Source organism: Pseudomonas cerasi, from assembly GCF_027983475.1.
GTDB classification, from domain to species: domain Bacteria; phylum Pseudomonadota; class Gammaproteobacteria; order Pseudomonadales; family Pseudomonadaceae; genus Aquipseudomonas; species Aquipseudomonas cerasi.
Genome location: NZ_JAQJVM010000002.1, coordinates 1,199,893 through 1,215,099, shown reverse-complemented (window position 1 = coordinate 1,215,099; position 15,207 = coordinate 1,199,893). Strand labels below are relative to the sequence as shown.

Here is a 15,207-nt window from a genome sequence, read left to right as displayed (position 1 = left end):
GAACTTTAAGGCTCTTTTTGACCTCTTCTACAGTAGGGCAGCCGATCTGGTTGCCTTCGTTGATGGTGCAGGAGATTTCAAATGGGTTGGATATCGGAAAATCATTTGTGGTTGTTCGCAGCGCTGACCGCCCTGATCGTGATTTCGGACATCTGGGCAGTACTGCGTATTCGCAAGAGCAAGACACAATCCAGCAACAAGCTGATGTGGATCATTGTCGTTGTTGCCGTGCCAATCGTTGGCGTGCTGGCTCTGCTGATTGCGGGTCCGAGTCATGTGGACACACCGGCCAGACCTGAGCAGCAAAGCACCAAGTACTGACCCCGCTTTTCAAAAATACCCCGCCTGCGGGCGTGGGTATTTCCTCTTGTAGATCGCTCCCTCCTGTTTTTCGACACCTTTGCTCACAACGGTGGAATGTCGGCTGGCAAAAATAAAAATCTCTGCAATTCTTCTGCAATGGTGAGGTGTTTACATGCTTGCCATCCAGACCTGAACAAGGAGAAAGCGTATGTCGATCATGACCAAGTGGGCGTTACAGGCAGCTGCGTTGTTTGTGCTGGGTTGGATGGCAGTTTCGGTGGCGAGCTGGAGCAATCACGTTGCCAATGGCACCGGCAGTGATCGGCTGGCAGAGCTGAATGCTGGCGTATTGGGCAGCCAAGTGCTGGCTGTATCATCGTCGCCCGCAGCGCAAGACGAGTAATCCCGCCGTATCAGCGCGGGAGCACCGGCACTTTTCTGCAGGCAAAAAAATGGCCCACAACGGGGTGGGCCAAATGGGATTCATCAAAGGAGTAGGGCCAATTTACGCAGCCGGACGTGAAGGGGATGTGAAACGGATGTCATGGAAACGAGAAGTGGTTCGATAATTCAAGCGGCGTTATGACAGGGCGAAGTGACAGGGTGAAGCAGCGTCGCCCATTGCCTGGCAACGCTGTAGGGATTAATTCGCGGGGAGGGGGCGGTCTAGCGGGCGGCCGCCTGAACGCTTATCTCGGCCGCTGCGCGGCGTGCCATATGCGGCAGCGAATGAGGCGCGTCGATTCTGGATTTCATGCGGTCGGCAAATTCTCTGGCTTCCTGCCAGCTCCGGCATTTGACCGGGTAGTCGTCCAGTATTACAACCCAAGCGTCGCCATATACACCTTCTTCAATTCGGATGAGCATTGTTGGCATCTCCTTTCAGTGAGGGTAAGTCTGTGCCGGGTCATCGGCGCTGAAGCTGACGCACGAAATCCTGCGCCGAAAATCGGTGTCTCGCTACAAAAAATTACAATTCCCGATGAGTGCGCACAGCCTGCAAGCAAACCGGCTCTGCGGCTTTCGAGGCTATGTTCGTGGGCAAGCCTGACTCAGAAATGTGACAGGCTGATGGATAGGCGCCGATCAGAACGCCAGCTTGAAGCCGATCGTGCCCAGCATGATGGCCAGGAAGGGCCGTAGCAGGTCATCGGAGACGCGGCCGGCCATGTGGCTGCCCAGGTAGATGCCGGGCAGTGAGCCCATCAGCAGCCAGCCCAGCAACTCCCAGTTCATGTTGCCCATGCTCGCATGACCCAGGCCTGCGACCAGCGTGAGCGGGACCGCATGGGCGATCTCCGTACCCACCAGACGTCGGGTCGGCAGCAATGGATAGAGGATGAACAGGGCCACCGTGCCCAGCGCGCCTGCACCGATGGAGGTGAGTGCAACCATGGTGCCGAGGATCAGACCGGTGATGACGGTCAGTACCGTCAGGCTGGTGCCGCTGAAAAACGAGTACCCGTCTCCGCGCCGATGAGCGAAGGCCAGCAGTTTTTTCTTGAACAGAACGGCGAGTGCGGTAAGCAGCAGCACATAGCCCAAGGCCTGCTTGATGATCGCGTTAAGTGCTTCGGGGGCGGTGTGCAGGGTGCTCAGAAACCACAGCGTCATGAGCACCGCCGGGACGCTGCCCAGAGTCAGCAGCCCGGTAACTTTCCAGTCGATGTTGTCGTTCCTGCGATGAACCAGAACCCCGCCGGATTTGGTAATCGCCGCGTACAGCAAGTCCGTGCCGACCGCCGTGGCCGGATTGATCCCGAACCACAGCAGTATCGGAGTCATCAGCGAGCCGCCGCCGACTCCGGTCATGCCCACGATGAAACCGACTGCCAGTCCTGCAACTACGAAACCCAGACCACCCGCTTCCATATCCAACCTTTTTCAAGCAAACGCATCAGGCAAAAAGTGGCGGGCAGCATAACGGCTTGCGTTGTAATCGGTTATGAAGATGTGTTCTAAGGTTATAACCGTTTGTCGCGGATGATGGCGGCTTCTGCGGCTTCGGAGGCACTCTGCAGGCGCTGGTTGGGGCCCAGCCAGTTCAGCAACGCCTCGGCTTCCATGGGTTTGGCGATCAGATAACCCTGACCTTCATCGCAGCCCCACTGCTTGACCAGGCGACGAATCTCGTCGGTTTCGATGCCCTCGGCCACGACGCAGTAGCCAAGTTTCTTGGCCAGACCGATCAATGCCTTGACCAGACGCTGATCGGTTTTGTCGGACGCCAGATTGCGGATCAGCGACTGGTCGAGCTTGACCGTCGTCGCAGGCAGCTGCCGCAGGTAATTCCAGTTGCTGTAGCCCGTACCGAAGTCATCGATCGCCACATCCATGCCCTCCTGGCGCATGCGCTCCAGCTGGTGGCGCACTTCTGCCGGGTTGTGCATCAACGCGCCTTCGGTGAACTCCAGCTCAAAGCGGGTGGGGTCAATCTTGTGCTTGCCCAGCAGGCGTATCATCCGGTCGGTGAACGCCGGGCCGGTGAGGTCTTCGGGCGTCACGTTGATCGCAATACGGAAATCGAAACCCTGCTGCTGCCAACGAGCGGCCTGTTCGATTGCACTGGTCAGCACCCAGAGGCTCAGCGGGCGCATCAGAGCGGTCTTCTCGGCCAGCGGCACGAACTCGGCAGGCCCGATGGCGCCGAGCGTCGGGTGATTCCAGCGCAGCAAGGCCTCTACCGAGGTGCACAGGCCAGAGTCGAGGTCGATGCGCGGTTGGTAGACCAGACGCAGTTGATCGTCAGCATGCACCGCCCCGGTCAACGAACTGAGCAATTTGAAAGCACGCTGCTGGGCGGCGTCAAAGTGCGGTTCATACATCGCCCAGCCGAGGTCGCGGTCGCGGGCATCGTCGGCAGCGCTGATCACCATGCGCATCCAGTCCTGTTCTTCGACCGGATTACGGTTAAGGGTCACGACGCCCAGGCCGACCTGCATCTGCACCGGAATTCCCCGGCACTCAACGGGCGTCTCGAAATCCTTGAGGATGGTGCGGAACAGGTGTTCGGGCGTACGGTCGCCTGCCAACAGAAAGCCGAAGCGCGTAGGACTGACCTTGTATAAAGAACAGGTCGGCGGCAACAGGTGCTCCAAGCGGCTCTTGATACCTGTCACCAGGTCCTGGGAGAAGCTGTAACCCAGGGCCTTGACGATATCGTTGAGGAACGCGGAGGTAATCATATCCACCACGACCAACTGATAATCGACACTGGATGCCACGGCCTGATGAATATCTTCCTGCAGGCGCGAGCGGTTGTACAAGCCGGTGGGCTGGTCGATAAAGCAACTGAGCCTGAGGCCGACAATGCGTTTCATGACCAGCGACGCAAAGCGCTTGAGCATCTGCGTCTGGTACTCGCTCATCGGCTCGCGCGGCTTGGTATCAATCACACACAGGCTGCCCAGGGCAATGCCGTCATCGGTGATCAGTGGAGCGCCTGCGTAGTAGCGAATGTCAGGGTGTCCGGTCACCAGGCTGTTGTTGACGAAGCGCTCGTCGAGCGTGGCGTCGGGAATCTCGAACAGTGTTTCGGAAAGGATGGTGTAGGCGCAGAAGGACACGTTGCGTGGTGTTTCGCGGGCATTCAGGCCTACCCTTGCGCGGAACCACTGACGGTGCTCATCGACGATCGAGATCAAGGCAATCGGCGTCTCGAAAAAGGCAGCGGTCATCGCGACGATTTCATCGAATACGTCATCGGACGTATCTTCAAGCACGCACAGCTCCCGTATGCGCAACAGACGTTGCGTTTCATTCAAGGGAATAGGGGCACTGGCGTTCATGACAATTCTCAATGGGTGCTCGATGATGACTATATGACATCACGAAACTCACTTTAACAGACGAAAATATTCCGACCACAGCGGCGAGATACCGATTAATCGGCCGCAGATCGGATTTTTTGAACGCTATCGTTGTTCAAGCCGCGCACGGCGAGGGGTTGGCCATTTGTTTACGGTATCTTGTGAGCACTACCATTCGTCGACTGGCCGAAAATAAGTTGATCGAACGTCGTTATTCGGGCTGTTCGCCTACATTTTTTGTATGAGGAGTGCGCAAATCCTTCGCCGTATGAGCGGTGTCTTGCTTGCCATTGCGCGTTCGAAATGAATTCACCTACTGCAGGGTAACCAGGAACCACGCCATGAGCATCAAGGTACGACCCGCCCGCATAGCCGAAGCGGATGCCATCAGTCGAGTGATATTGGCGGCCTTGCGAACCAGCAATGCCAGGGATTATCCCGTCAGCGTGATCGAGCGCGTGCAATCGGGTTTCGGCCCGGGTGCGATCGAGCGGTTCATGCTGCAGCGTCAGGTGTTCGTGGCGTCAGAGGGCAATGTGGTGGTGGGCACTGCGAGTCTGGAGGGGGAGGTCGTGCGCTCGGTATTCGTCGACCCTGACAGGCATAGGCAGGGGATCGGGCGTTTATTGATGGCCGAGCTGGAGGCTGTCGCACGCAATGCGGGCGCGGTGCGAATGGTTGTACCGTCATCCTTGACTGCGCAGGCGTTCTACTTGGCGCTGGGTTTCAACGTGGTGCGGGAGCATCTGGAGGGAGAGGAGCGCACATTGATCATGGAGCGGCAACTGCGCGTCTGAGGCATTCCATGCCTTAAGCGGTGACTTCCTGCATTTCCTGCAATTGATAGTGCGCATACAGCGTGCTGGCGATCAGCGTGCAAAACACTTTCAGGGTATCGAGGGTATTGGCGTCATCGAGTGGCGCAGGCTTGGTATCCAGGCCACACAGGGTGCCGAAGAACTCTCCGTTGGGAAAAATGATCGGCAACGAGAAGTAGCTCTGGAAACCGTACATTTTAGTAATGGGATGCTCTGCGTAGACGGGGTCGGTCGCGACTTCGTTGATCACGATAGGCTGGCGGTGCTGACGCAACTCATTGCAGAACGTGGTCTCCAGCTTGAGCTGATGACCGGGTTCCAGCCCGAACTGGATTTCATCGTATACAGCACATGCGGTCCAGCTGGCCTCGGTTACTTTGGCAATTGCCGCAAATCTCAGCCCGGTCAGCCGGGTCACCAGTCGTAAAAGACTGGAAGTGGCCTCGATTTCACTGATGACTGCCAGCTCTGCTGAAGTCAGTTTGTTGTTCAAAATGTGTCACCCTGGTCATAAAAGCACTGATGCGGCCTTGGCGGTACGCCGGGCGCTGCCGATCCCGTGCAGGAAGTGATCGTGTCATACCTGATCGTGGCTTACATAAATATTGTGTTGTTCGACGCCAACTATTGAATGAGTTCAATGCCCCTGTCAACGTTGCGGGCTTTTTCAAATAGCCTGTGCTTGTAAATAGGTCTTTATGGATCCTATTTCAACTAATGAAGACTATGTGTTTGAAAGGCTGTCAGCAGAGAGACGCGGCTCACAGTTTTTGAGAGGAGGGGACCGCCGGCTGGAGGAACCATTGCGGGTTTTTTGCCGAAAACGGTACTGACGCTATATAAAGAAGGGCAGCAGACGAATCTGCTGCCCTTCTGTCATGCCCGGCATGTGTGGGTGTTGTTCTGGATTACGTCTTGAAGCGCAGCACCAGATCATTCAGGTTGACCGCCAACTGCGAAAGTTCGGTACTGGCGATCAGGGTCTGACGGGTGCCTTCGCTGCTCTGCACGGCCAGGTCGCGAATGCTGACCAGGCTTCTGTCGACATCACGCGCTACATGCGCCTGCTGCTCGGAGGCCGCTGCGATCTGCAGGTTACGGTTATTGATCTCGAGTACCGAGTTGGTGATCTGACGCAGCGACTCTCCGGCGTCCTCTGCCGTCTTGCGGGTGCTGTGAACTTCCTCAGTGCTCTTCTGCATGGACTCGACCGTGGCGGAAGAACCGGCCTGAATCGCTGAAATCATCTGTTCGACTTCCTGGGTGGACGTCTGTGTGCGATGCGCCAGAGCCCGCACTTCATCGGCTACCACAGCAAAGCCGCGACCCTGTTCACCGGCACGCGCCGCTTCGATGGCTGCGTTGAGTGCCAGCAGGTTGGTCTGTTCGGCAATACCGCGAATCACGCCCAGCACTTTGCTGATGTCCTGAGCCTGGCCAGCCAGCGCAGTGACTTGCGCTGAAGAGCCCTCGACCAGGCCTGTCAGGTTCTGCATGGCCGTCAGGGTTTCGTTAACGCGCTGATTACCCAGGTCGGCGGAAAGGCTCGACTGTTGGGCGGCCTGCGAGGTCGACGTAGCATTACGAGCGACCTCTTCTACGGCAGCACTCATTTCGTTTACCGCAGTAGCAGCCTGCTCAATTTCGCTGTTCTGCTGCTGCAGCGTGCGGTCGGCACTTTCGGTGATCGACGTCATCTCGACGGCGGCAGTGCTCAGTTGTGCGGAGGCGCCGGAAATTTCGTGAATGGTGGTGCGCAGGTTCCCCGACATGGTATTCAGGGCCGTCATCAAGCGTGATGCTTCATCACTGCCGGCAACGCTAAGTTGTCGGGTCAGGTCACCGGCGGCGATGTCTTCTGCGAGTTTAAGCGAGACGCTGATCGGGTCGACGATGCTGCGTGTCAGGGCAATAGCGAGGACCACGGTAAGCAGGAACGCTGCGATCAGCACAATCATCAGGACGTTGACGCTGTGATTGTAGACCTCGGTTGCATCTTTCCCGGAGCTCACGGCTTCCGTGGCATTTTGCTCGCGCAGTCTGGTAAGTTTTTCCTGGTACGCAGTGGCCTTTTGGGCCTGCTCTCCGTTGGCAAGGGAGACCGCTCTTTCATGATCAGAGCTGTCCAGCGCGACGACCTGTTTCAAGCCATCAATGTATACGCTCATCTTGTTGTTGGCTTCTTCGAATTGCGCGCGGTCGGCTTCACCTGAAAGCAGGTGTTTTTGATAAAAGTCGCTGTTGGCACGCAGCGCCTCGATCGCTTCCCGGACCTTGGCTTCCGCGGTGGCGTGTACAGCGGGATCGGTGCTCGCAAGCATCCTGATGCTTTCCAGGCGAGCGTGAAGCAGGGCGATCTGAATGTCGTCGACTACCTGGATGCTGGGCAGTGAGTTTTCTTCAATGTTCTGCTCAGCCTTGCGCAGATGGTCGATCTGCACGTAGGAGAAGGCACCCAGACCGATCAACAGTAAGGTAATGACGCCAAAGCACAGGGAGGCCCTGCGTGAAATACTTAACGATCTGAGGTTCATGGTTGCCTCCAGCGGCAAAACAGGCGGAAGGCCAATACTTTCCTTCCAGTAACTGTTTTTCTGCTGAAAACGAGAGAGCTTTAACAAAATAGCCATGAAAGTTATTTCATAATGGCCTTTTGCAACTATCTGCTGTAAGGCAGCGGTATGTTGGCAAAAAGTTCCAGTAACACTGTGAGCAAAGTTAACCGTTAGTCGGGTGAATGCTACTAAAGTATTCACTCTAATAATGCAACTCTCAGGGCGTGGATCCATCAGGCCTGAACATCAAGCTGCGGACTCTGCAACCGATTCGACCAATGTGTCCAGAAAACCTGCGATGCATCCCATGCAGGCCATTCGCTCTTCTACATGGGGCATGTGACTGGACTCTTCGAAAACAGACCAACTGATGGTGGGGACGTTATCCACATAGGGCTTCACGACGAGCGGTGTGGCTTCGTCATACTTACCGGAAATCAGCAAGGTCGGAACGCTGATGAGTTTCAGGCGATCGACGATGGTCCAGTCCTTCATCGTGCCGATAACGTGAAACTCGGTAGGGCCATTCATGGCGTGGTACACGGTCGGATCGGCGTCAATCGCGTCGAAAGTACGTCTTACCTCCTCCGGCCACGGTGTGATGCGGCACACGTGACGGTCATAGAATGCTCGCGAGGCTTTCAGGTATTCCGGGTCTTTCAAGGTTTCCGCTTTTTCATGCTTGAGCAACGCGGCCTGTACGTCAGATGGCAGATCCTCGCGCAGCCGGTTGGCCTCGCTTACCCAGGTGCGCATGTCTGCGGGAGAGTTGGCGATGATCAGCGCTTTCAGCCCTTCGGGCTGACGCACGGCATGCTCTGAAGCCAGCATGCCGCCCCACGACTGGCCCAGCAATGCGTAGTTGTTTTCGATGCCCAGGTGCTCAAGCAGGTTATCCAGCTCGCTCAGGAACAGTTTGACCGTCCAGAAGTCGCGACCCTTGTCGGGCAAGTGGGTAGACTTTCCGTTACCCAACTGGTCGTAGTGGATAACGGCCCGGCCGGTGCTGGCGATGTCCTTGAACGAATCGACGTAGTCGTGCGTACAACCGGGGCCGCCGTGCAGAATGACCAATGGTGTGCCGGGACCGTGCAGGTCGCCTGTGATGCGATACCACGTCTGATAGTCGCCAAAAGGCGCAAAACCTTCCTTGATCGTCATATCTGCCATGTCGCCGGTCCCTGCTGGATAGTTTGGGGGCACCATAGCGCGGCGTCTTGCGCCTCATAACTATAGAAAATGATAGGTTTTGGCCGATAAACCGGTCAGTGGTCGAGTAAGCGGTAATGAACGGCACGCACTACCGCTTGTACACGGTTTTTGGCCCCCAGCTTCTGCATGGCCGAATTCAGGTGCAAGGTCACCGTGGCGACAGAGCGGTTGAGCTGATCGGCAATCTCCCTGGCCGTCAGGCCCTCGGCAGACCAGCTCAGACATTCGCGCTCGCGCGGGGTCAGCCTGATCGCATTGCACGAGCGAATTTTCTGGTCGAACAGCGGGTAGGCGACCTCCTGAAAGGCGTGAGCCAGCAGGCCGAACTCGGCCAGGCTCTGGCGGGCGTCCTCAAGGGCGACGTCGCTGCCGTCCGCACACAGGCCGGTCAATGTGGCGAAACCGCCTTTGGGCATGTGGATCGGCACCGTCACGCCACAGGTCATGTGTGAGTCATGCAGATAGCGCACCACCGGCTTGTGCATATCCGTGATGAAGGTTTTCAGGACCGTATCGGCCCTGGGCTGGTATGACCATACAAAAGGCGAGACGCTGGCGACGGCCAGGTGTTGCACCGGATCGATCTGGTAATAGCCCTGACTGCACCAAAGCGCATACCAGTCCGCAGGTGTATTACGCAATGACAGCAGCGACGGGGTGATCAGTGCTCCATCATGGGACACCGGCACCGGGCTGTAGTCATAAATCACGGCATCGAATCCGAGATCCGATGCCAGCAGCAGCGCGCAATCCATTTGCTGATCCAGCGTGGATGCAGACTGCAGCCGCGAATTGAAATCCGACAACCTGATATGCATGGCATGACCTCCTTTGTCATTGAGCCGATGTAGGGCCCTAATATAGCAATTAGCAAGGACGGTGCCACGCGTGCGCCCAATCGGCTGCCAGTCCTGTAAAACCTATAAGAATTGCTAGCTGTCTGCGCTCGCCTTGCAGGATAGGGTTGATGCCATGAGCGTCGTCCGCAAAGGTGCAATGCAATGGGCTATGAACACAGGCCGGATGAGCTGAAAACAATCAAAGTCGACGGATGGTCGATGTTCGACTACAGCTTTGCTCTGCCCTTTTACGTAGAGGGGGCGGCGGCGTACTTTCCGGTCCTGCTGAATTTTCTGTCACAGCATCGGGGCGTCTGATGAATCTGGGTCGTTATCGTTTCATTCTCCAGCGTCCGTTGCAGCTGCTGCCGGTGCTGTTCGGCATCAGCCTGGTCACCTTCATTCTGGTGCGTTCGATCCCCGGCGATCCGGCGCGCATCCTGCTGGGTTCGCGTTCCACACCGCAGGCCTTGGCCAACATCCGCGCCCAGTATGGTCTGGATGAGCCTCTGTGGACACAGTACGTGTATTTCATGAAAAACCTGGTGCAGGGCGATATGGGTAAATCGCTGCTGTACAAGATAGACGTACTCAAGCTGATCAGCACACGGATCGAGCCCACCGTATTTCTGGTGTTGGGCAGCGTTCTGCTGGCGTTGCTGATTGCCGTGCCCCTCGCCACGCTCGCGGCGCGCAACAAAGGCAGTTGGAGCGACAACCTCATCCGCGTCTTCACCACCACCGGGCTGGGCATGCCGGCGTTCTGGCTGGGGATCATGCTGATCCTGATGTTCAGTGTGCAGCTTGGCTGGTTTCCGGTGTCGGGCTACGGCAGCGACTGGCTGGACAAGGTTCATCACCTGGTGCTGCCCTGTCTGACCATCGCTCTGGCCCTGTCTGCGGTGCTGATTCGCAACCTGCGTGCGAGCATGCTCGTGGAGCTGCAAGCCGATCATGTGACGGCGGCCCGGGCGCGTGGCCTCAGTGAAAGTGCACTGTTTCGGCGCCACGTGTTGCCCAATTCGCTGGTGCCTTCGATCAACCTGCTGGCAGTGAACATCGGCTGGCTGATCAGCGGCACCGTGGTGATCGAAAGTCTGTTTGCGATTCCCGGCATCGGTCAGTTGCTGGTGCGCGGCATCTTCAGCCGCGATTACATGGTGGTGCAGGGTGTGGCGATGGTGCTGGCATGCGCCACGGTGATCGTGAACTTCCTTGCCGATGTGGCCACGGTGGCCATCGACCCGCGGGTGAATATCAAATGACCGTGGCCCATGCGCATCTTCGTCCGCACTGGCGTTCCCGGCTACGCCTGCGTTTGCGCAATGGCCGGCTGGCGATGCTGCTGGGCGGCTGCTTACTGGGCGGGTGGCTGATACTGGCGCTGTTTGCGCCATGGCTGGCACCTTACGATCCGATCTACCAGAACACCGAGCTGCGCATGCTCGCGCCGCACCTCGCGCATCCGTTCGGCACCGACAATTTTGGTCGCGACATTCTGTCCAGAGTGATCTGGGCGGCACGCGTCGACCTGCAGATCTGCGTGCTCGGGGTGATCTTCCCGTTCATGATCGGGACCTTCATCGGCGCCTTGTCGGGCTACATTGGCGGGCGCTTCGACAACCTGTGCATGCGCGTGATCGACATCGTGCTGGCGTTCCCGTTTCTGGTGTTGATGCTGGCGATCATCGCGATTCTCGGGCCGGGCCTGGGCAGCTTCTACATCGCCATGGCGCTGGTGGGCTGGGTGTCTTATGCGCGGCTGATCCGCTCACAGATCCTGGTGCTCAAGGAAAGCGATTTTGCCTTGGCGGCCAAAAGCCTGGGTTTTGGTCACTTGCGTATCCTGTTCCGCCATCTGCTGCCCAACGCGATGTTCGGCTCGATTGTGTTTTCCATGTCTGACGCGGTTCTGGTGCTGCTCAGCGGCGCATCGGTCAGCTACCTGGGCCTGGGTGTGCAACCACCGATGGCGGAGTGGGGGACCATGGTCGCCGAAGGGCAGGCGTTCCTCACCTCGGCGTGGTGGATCTGCACCTTTCCGGGCCTGGCCATCGTGACGTTGGCTATGGGCTTCAGCCTGTTGGCGGACGGCGTCGCCGAAACCCTGGGAGAACGGCAATGAGTACGCCCGTGCTGCAGGTCAGCGAGATGAGCGTGGTGGCGAGCCATGCAGCGAACCATCGAAATCGCGAAGTGACCTTGGTTGACCGGTTGTCGTTCGACCTGCACCAGGGCGAGATTCTCGGGCTGGTCGGTGAAAGTGGCTCTGGCAAGACCATGGCCTGCCGGGCGTTGATGCAATTGATGCCGTCGCCGGATCTGCACGTGCGCGGCGGCTCGGTACGCCTCAATGATGTCGATCTGTTGACGCTGGATGCCGCTGGAATGCGTGCCATGCGCGGACGGCGGATCGGCATGATTTTCCAGAATCCCAGCAGCCACCTGGACCCGCTGATGCGCATCGGCGAGCAGATCGCCGAAGGTGTGCGTCTGCATCAGGGCGCGTCGAAGCGTGAAGCCCGGGCGCAGGCCATCGATCTTTTGCGCCAGGTCGGCATTCCCGATCCGGCGTCGCGTGTGGATAACTTCCCCCACGAATTTTCCGGTGGCATGCGCCAGCGCGCAATGATTGCCGTAGCGCTGGGCTGTGGGCCGCAGGTCCTGATCGCCGATGAGCCGACCACCGCACTGGATGTGACGGTGCAGGCGCAAATCCTGCGTCTGTTGCTGGACTTGCGCGACCGGCACGGGCTGTCGTTGATCATGATCACCCACGACCTCGGCGTGGTGGCGCAAACCTGCGACTCCATAGCGGTGATGTATGCCGGTCGCCTGTGTGAGCACGGCAGCAAGCGCGACGTGCTCGCTCGCGCACGCCATCCTTATACCCACGGCCTGATCGAATGCCAGCCCGCCAGCAGCGCGGGCAGCGAACTGCTACGGACCATTCCCGGTCAGCCGCCCTTACTCGACGCACTGCCAAGCGGTTGTCGTTTTCATGCCCGCTGCAGTCATGCGGGGGCAGACTGCCCTGACAAGCTGCCGCTGATGCGGCCGATGGGCGTTGCCCATGCTGCGGCCTGTCACCACCCGTTGGTGCAATCCCGGGAGGCCGTTTCATGAGCGGCACCACACTGCTGAACGTCAATGATCTGGTGGTGCGCTTCCCGGCCCCCGGCTCGGGTTTCCTCGGTCTCAACAAGCGTTGGGTGCACGCCGTCAACGGGGTGTCGCTGAGCATTTGTGCGGGTGAAACGCTGGGTCTGGTCGGCGAGTCCGGCAGCGGCAAGAGCACGTTGGGGCGGGCTATTCTGCGCCTGAATGACATCACCTCCGGGCAGATCGTCTTCGATGACGTCGACATGGCCCAGGGCAGCGGTATCAATCTGCAACGCCTGCGCAGCGAAACCGCGATGGTCTTTCAGGAACCGTCCTCTTCGCTCAACCCGCGCATGACCATCGGTGCGACGCTGGCCGAGGTGCTCGCCGTGCAGCGCAAGGTCGCCACTTCCGACATTCCGGCGCGGGTTATCGAGCTGCTCGACATGGTCGGTCTGCGGCCCGAATTTGCCGAACGCAAGCCGGGTGCCTTGAGCGGCGGACAATGTCAGCGTGTCGGTATCGCCCGCGCGCTGGCCATCGAGCCACGGCTGATCATTGCCGACGAATGCGTGGCGGCGCTGGACGTCTCGATTCAAGGGCAGATCATCAACTTGCTGCTGGAGCTGCGCCAGCGCATGAACCTGGCGATTCTGTTCATTGCCCATGACCTGGCCATCGTGCGTCGCCTGTGCGATCGGGTGGCGGTCATGTACCTGGGCAAAATTGTTGAAGAAGGCCCGGTAGAGGACGTCTTTCTCTCGCCGCGTCACCCCTATACCGCTGCGCTGATTCAGGCGATTCCGGAAATCGATCCGGATCGCCCGTTGCCCGGCGAGCCGTTGCAGGGTGAGCCGCCAAGCCCCCTGCAGCTACCCGACGGCTGCGCGTTTCATCCGCGTTGCCGGTTTGCCAGGCCGACCTGTTCCAGCGTCGCGCCACCGACGCGGCATGTCGGCCAGCAGCGCTACGACTGTGTGCTGGAAGCCCCGATTTTTTGATCCTGATCTGTAACGACATCTGTCCCGACATCGACAAGGAGTTCATGCGTATGAAAGCTCGACCAATGAAAATGCTGACCGTCGCCATGCTGGCGGCCTGTTCACTGGCGGCGGGTGTTGCCGAAGCTGCGGGCGTGCTGACCATCGGCCGTCGTGAGGACGGCACCACATTTGACCCGATCAAAAGTGCGCAGAACATCGACAACTGGGTGTTTTCCAACGTCTACGATGTGCTGATCCGCGTAGATGACAAAGGCACCAAGCTGGTGCCGGGGCTGGCGGAAAGCTGGTCGATCTCGCCTGACGGGCTGACCTATACGCTCAAGATGCGCCCGGCCAAATTCTCCGATGGCTCGGACCTGACAGCCAGTGACGCAGTGTTCAGCCTGCTGCGAATTCGCGACGACAAGGGTTCGCTGTGGAGCGATTCCTACAAGATTATCGACAAGGCCGTTGCGACAGATCCGCATACGCTGGTCATCACGCTGAAGAATCCTTCGGCCTCGTTCCTCTCGCAACTGGCCCTGCCCAACGTGTCGATTCTCTCCGAGAAATCCATGAAGAGCATGGGCGAAGAGGCGTATGCCGAGCAGCCTGTCAGCTCCGGCGCATTTACTGTGAAGGAATGGCGGCGCGGTGACCGGGTAATTCTGGCTAAGAACCCCAACTTCTGGGAAGCGCCGAGCGTGAGCCTGGACGGTGTCGAGTGGATCTCGGTGCCGGACGACAACACCCGCACGCTCATGGTCCAGAAGGGCGAGCTCGATGCTGCGATATGGATACCGTTCTCGCGCATCGCAAATCTGCAGAAGGACCCCGATCTGGTGGTCCACCTCGACCCCTCCACTCGCGAGGATCACCTGCTGATCAACCACGAACACGGCGCATTGGCCAAGCCTGAAGTACGTCAGGCGCTGGACATGGCCATCGACAAGAAATCGCTGGTCGAAGCCGCTACCTTCGGGCTGGGCACCGTGGCCAATTCCTACATTCCCAAAGGCGCGCTGTACCATTACGCCGACAACCTGCAACGCCCTTATGACCCGGTGAAGGCCAAACAGATGCTGGCGGACGCCGGCGCGTCGGACCTGAAACTCAATTACGTGGTCAACGCGGGCAACGAAGTCGACGAGCAAATCGCGGTCATGCTGCAACAGCAACTGGCCAAGGTCGGCGTGACCACAACGCTGCAGAAAGTCGACCCGAGCCAGAGCTGGGACATGCTGATTGCCGGTGACTACGACATCTCCGTGATGTACTGGACCAACGACATCCTCGACCCGGACCAGAAGACCACCTTCGTGCTCGGCCACGACACCAACAATAACTACATGACCCATTACAAGAACGACAAGGTCAAGGAGCTGGTCGCTGCCGCACGGGTCGAAATGGACCCGAAAAAGCGCGAGCAGATGTACATCGACCTGCAGAAAATGGCCAAGGCCGACGTCAACTGGATCGACCTCTACTACAGTCCCTACATCAGTGTGTCGCGCAAGAACATCGAGCACTTCGGTCAGAACCCGCTGGGCCGCTTTACGCTCGAGGAAACGGTCAAGAAGTGACAT

At 58.4% G+C, this 15,207-nt stretch carries 16 protein-coding genes and 1 pseudogene; 9 read left to right on the top strand and 8 right to left on the bottom strand.

Going from position 1 to position 15,207, the window contains the following annotated elements; all coding sequences use genetic code 11:
- Window positions 1–81 precede the first annotated feature (81 nt).
- Both PI739_RS14675 and PI739_RS14670 read left to right on the top strand, forming a co-directional pair.
- On the top strand, window positions 82–321 hold the full coding sequence (locus PI739_RS14675) for a PLDc N-terminal domain-containing protein (protein WP_003368647.1): 240 nt from the start codon (window positions 82–84) through the stop codon (window positions 319–321).
- A 190-nt stretch (window positions 322–511) separates the two neighbouring features.
- The gene (locus PI739_RS14670; protein WP_003431599.1) at window positions 512–706 is read left to right on the top strand and encodes a hypothetical protein; all 195 of its coding nucleotides are present in this window, start codon (window positions 512–514) and stop codon (window positions 704–706) included.
- A gap of 263 nt (window positions 707–969) precedes the next feature.
- Here PI739_RS14670 and PI739_RS14665 read toward each other — a convergent pair whose 3' ends face one another.
- The 3 genes from PI739_RS14665 to PI739_RS14655 form a co-directional block, all read right to left on the bottom strand.
- The gene (locus PI739_RS14665) at window positions 970–1,170 is read right to left on the bottom strand and encodes a hypothetical protein (protein WP_003313743.1); all 201 of its coding nucleotides are present in this window, start codon (window positions 1,168–1,170) and stop codon (window positions 970–972) included.
- 219 nt (window positions 1,171–1,389) lie between these two features.
- Complete coding sequence (locus PI739_RS14660) at window positions 1,390–2,175, bottom strand: sulfite exporter TauE/SafE family protein (RefSeq protein WP_054082001.1); 786 nt, start codon at window positions 2,173–2,175, stop codon at window positions 1,390–1,392.
- Between the two features lie 92 nt (window positions 2,176–2,267).
- Window positions 2,268–4,091 carry a sensor domain-containing phosphodiesterase gene (locus PI739_RS14655; RefSeq protein WP_054082002.1) on the bottom strand — a complete coding sequence of 608 codons (1,824 nt, stop codon included), beginning with the start codon at window positions 4,089–4,091 and terminating at the stop codon, window positions 2,268–2,270.
- Window positions 4,092–4,453: 362 nt separating this feature from the next.
- Here PI739_RS14655 and PI739_RS14650 point away from each other — a divergent pair, with 362 nt between their 5' ends.
- Window positions 4,454–4,909: a GNAT family N-acetyltransferase gene (locus PI739_RS14650; protein WP_054082003.1), complete on the top strand. Its 456-nt coding sequence runs from the start codon at window positions 4,454–4,456 to the stop codon at window positions 4,907–4,909.
- A gap of 13 nt (window positions 4,910–4,922) precedes the next feature.
- Here the strand turns inward: PI739_RS14650 and PI739_RS14645 are convergent, their stop codons facing one another.
- The 5 genes and pseudogenes from PI739_RS14645 to PI739_RS14630 form a co-directional block, all read right to left on the bottom strand.
- Entirely contained in the window at window positions 4,923–5,423 is a 501-nt protein-coding gene (locus tag PI739_RS14645; RefSeq protein ID WP_003431595.1) for a GAF domain-containing protein, read from the bottom strand.
- A 415-nt stretch (window positions 5,424–5,838) separates the two neighbouring features.
- Window positions 5,839–6,627, bottom strand: a complete 789-nt coding sequence (locus PI739_RS24900) for a methyl-accepting chemotaxis protein (RefSeq protein WP_371123822.1) — start codon at window positions 6,625–6,627, stop codon at window positions 5,839–5,841.
- 69 nt (window positions 6,628–6,696) lie between these two features.
- A pseudogene (locus PI739_RS24895) lies at window positions 6,697–7,464 on the bottom strand (MCP four helix bundle domain-containing protein); the annotation flags it as partial.
- Between the two features lie 267 nt (window positions 7,465–7,731).
- Window positions 7,732–8,655, bottom strand: a complete 924-nt coding sequence (locus tag PI739_RS14635; RefSeq protein WP_054082004.1) for a proline iminopeptidase-family hydrolase — start codon at window positions 8,653–8,655, stop codon at window positions 7,732–7,734.
- A 95-nt stretch (window positions 8,656–8,750) separates the two neighbouring features.
- Window positions 8,751–9,515 (bottom strand): LuxR family transcriptional regulator, encoded by a 765-nt coding sequence (locus tag PI739_RS14630; protein ID WP_054082005.1) that lies wholly within the window; start codon window positions 9,513–9,515, stop codon window positions 8,751–8,753.
- 183 nt (window positions 9,516–9,698) lie between these two features.
- Here PI739_RS14630 and PI739_RS14625 point away from each other — a divergent pair, with 183 nt between their 5' ends.
- Genes PI739_RS14625 through PI739_RS14600 form a run of 6 tightly spaced genes read left to right on the top strand, consistent with a single transcriptional unit; the run spans window position 9,699 to window position 15,204 of the window.
- The gene (locus PI739_RS14625) at window positions 9,699–9,854 is read left to right on the top strand and encodes a hypothetical protein (protein WP_195843825.1); all 156 of its coding nucleotides are present in this window, start codon (window positions 9,699–9,701) and stop codon (window positions 9,852–9,854) included.
- A complete protein-coding gene (locus PI739_RS14620) occupies window positions 9,854–10,801 on the top strand; it encodes an ABC transporter permease (RefSeq protein WP_003431591.1) in 948 nt (315 codons plus the stop codon). The genes PI739_RS14625 and PI739_RS14620 overlap by 1 nt, the downstream gene beginning before the upstream one ends.
- On the top strand, window positions 10,798–11,661 hold the full coding sequence (locus PI739_RS14615; protein ID WP_044309452.1) for an ABC transporter permease: 864 nt from the start codon (window positions 10,798–10,800) through the stop codon (window positions 11,659–11,661). Before PI739_RS14620 ends, PI739_RS14615 begins: the two co-directional genes overlap by 4 nt.
- Window positions 11,658–12,662, top strand: coding sequence for an ABC transporter ATP-binding protein (locus tag PI739_RS14610; RefSeq protein ID WP_044309453.1), 1,005 nt, complete (start codon window positions 11,658–11,660; stop codon window positions 12,660–12,662). The genes PI739_RS14615 and PI739_RS14610 overlap by 4 nt, the downstream gene beginning before the upstream one ends.
- Complete coding sequence (locus tag PI739_RS14605) at window positions 12,659–13,639, top strand: ABC transporter ATP-binding protein (protein WP_054082006.1); 981 nt, start codon at window positions 12,659–12,661, stop codon at window positions 13,637–13,639. The genes PI739_RS14610 and PI739_RS14605 overlap by 4 nt, the downstream gene beginning before the upstream one ends.
- 50 nt (window positions 13,640–13,689) lie before the next feature.
- Window positions 13,690–15,204, top strand: a complete 1,515-nt coding sequence (locus tag PI739_RS14600; protein ID WP_054082179.1) for an ABC transporter substrate-binding protein — start codon at window positions 13,690–13,692, stop codon at window positions 15,202–15,204.
- The last annotated feature ends 3 nt before the right edge of the window (window positions 15,205–15,207 follow it).

Excerpts from the sequence above, each read along its gene's own strand:
- PI739_RS14675 (WP_003368647.1), top strand. The coding sequence starts at position 82 with ATGGGTTGGATATCGGAAAATCATTTGTGGTTGTTCGCAGCGCTGACC.
- PI739_RS14670 (WP_003431599.1), top strand. The coding sequence starts at position 512 with ATGTCGATCATGACCAAGTGGGCGTTACAGGCAGCTGCGTTGTTTGTG.
- PI739_RS14665 (WP_003313743.1), bottom strand. The coding sequence starts at position 1,170 with ATGCTCATCCGAATTGAAGAAGGTGTATATGGCGACGCTTGGGTTGTA.
- PI739_RS14660 (WP_054082001.1), bottom strand. The coding sequence starts at position 2,175 with ATGGAAGCGGGTGGTCTGGGTTTCGTAGTTGCAGGACTGGCAGTCGGT.
- PI739_RS14655 (WP_054082002.1), bottom strand. The coding sequence starts at position 4,091 with ATGAACGCCAGTGCCCCTATTCCCTTGAATGAAACGCAACGTCTGTTG.
- PI739_RS14650 (WP_054082003.1), top strand. The coding sequence starts at position 4,454 with ATGAGCATCAAGGTACGACCCGCCCGCATAGCCGAAGCGGATGCCATC.
- PI739_RS24900 (WP_371123822.1), bottom strand. The coding sequence starts at position 6,627 with ATGACGTCGATCACCGAAAGTGCCGACCGCACGCTGCAGCAGCAGAAC.
- PI739_RS14635 (WP_054082004.1), bottom strand. The coding sequence starts at position 8,655 with ATGGCAGATATGACGATCAAGGAAGGTTTTGCGCCTTTTGGCGACTAT.
- PI739_RS14630 (WP_054082005.1), bottom strand. The coding sequence starts at position 9,515 with ATGCATATCAGGTTGTCGGATTTCAATTCGCGGCTGCAGTCTGCATCC.
- PI739_RS14625 (WP_195843825.1), top strand. The coding sequence starts at position 9,699 with ATGGGCTATGAACACAGGCCGGATGAGCTGAAAACAATCAAAGTCGAC.
- PI739_RS14620 (WP_003431591.1), top strand. The coding sequence starts at position 9,854 with ATGAATCTGGGTCGTTATCGTTTCATTCTCCAGCGTCCGTTGCAGCTG.
- PI739_RS14615 (WP_044309452.1), top strand. The coding sequence starts at position 10,798 with ATGACCGTGGCCCATGCGCATCTTCGTCCGCACTGGCGTTCCCGGCTA.
- PI739_RS14610 (WP_044309453.1), top strand. The coding sequence starts at position 11,658 with ATGAGTACGCCCGTGCTGCAGGTCAGCGAGATGAGCGTGGTGGCGAGC.
- PI739_RS14605 (WP_054082006.1), top strand. The coding sequence starts at position 12,659 with ATGAGCGGCACCACACTGCTGAACGTCAATGATCTGGTGGTGCGCTTC.
- PI739_RS14600 (WP_054082179.1), top strand. The coding sequence starts at position 13,690 with ATGAAAGCTCGACCAATGAAAATGCTGACCGTCGCCATGCTGGCGGCC.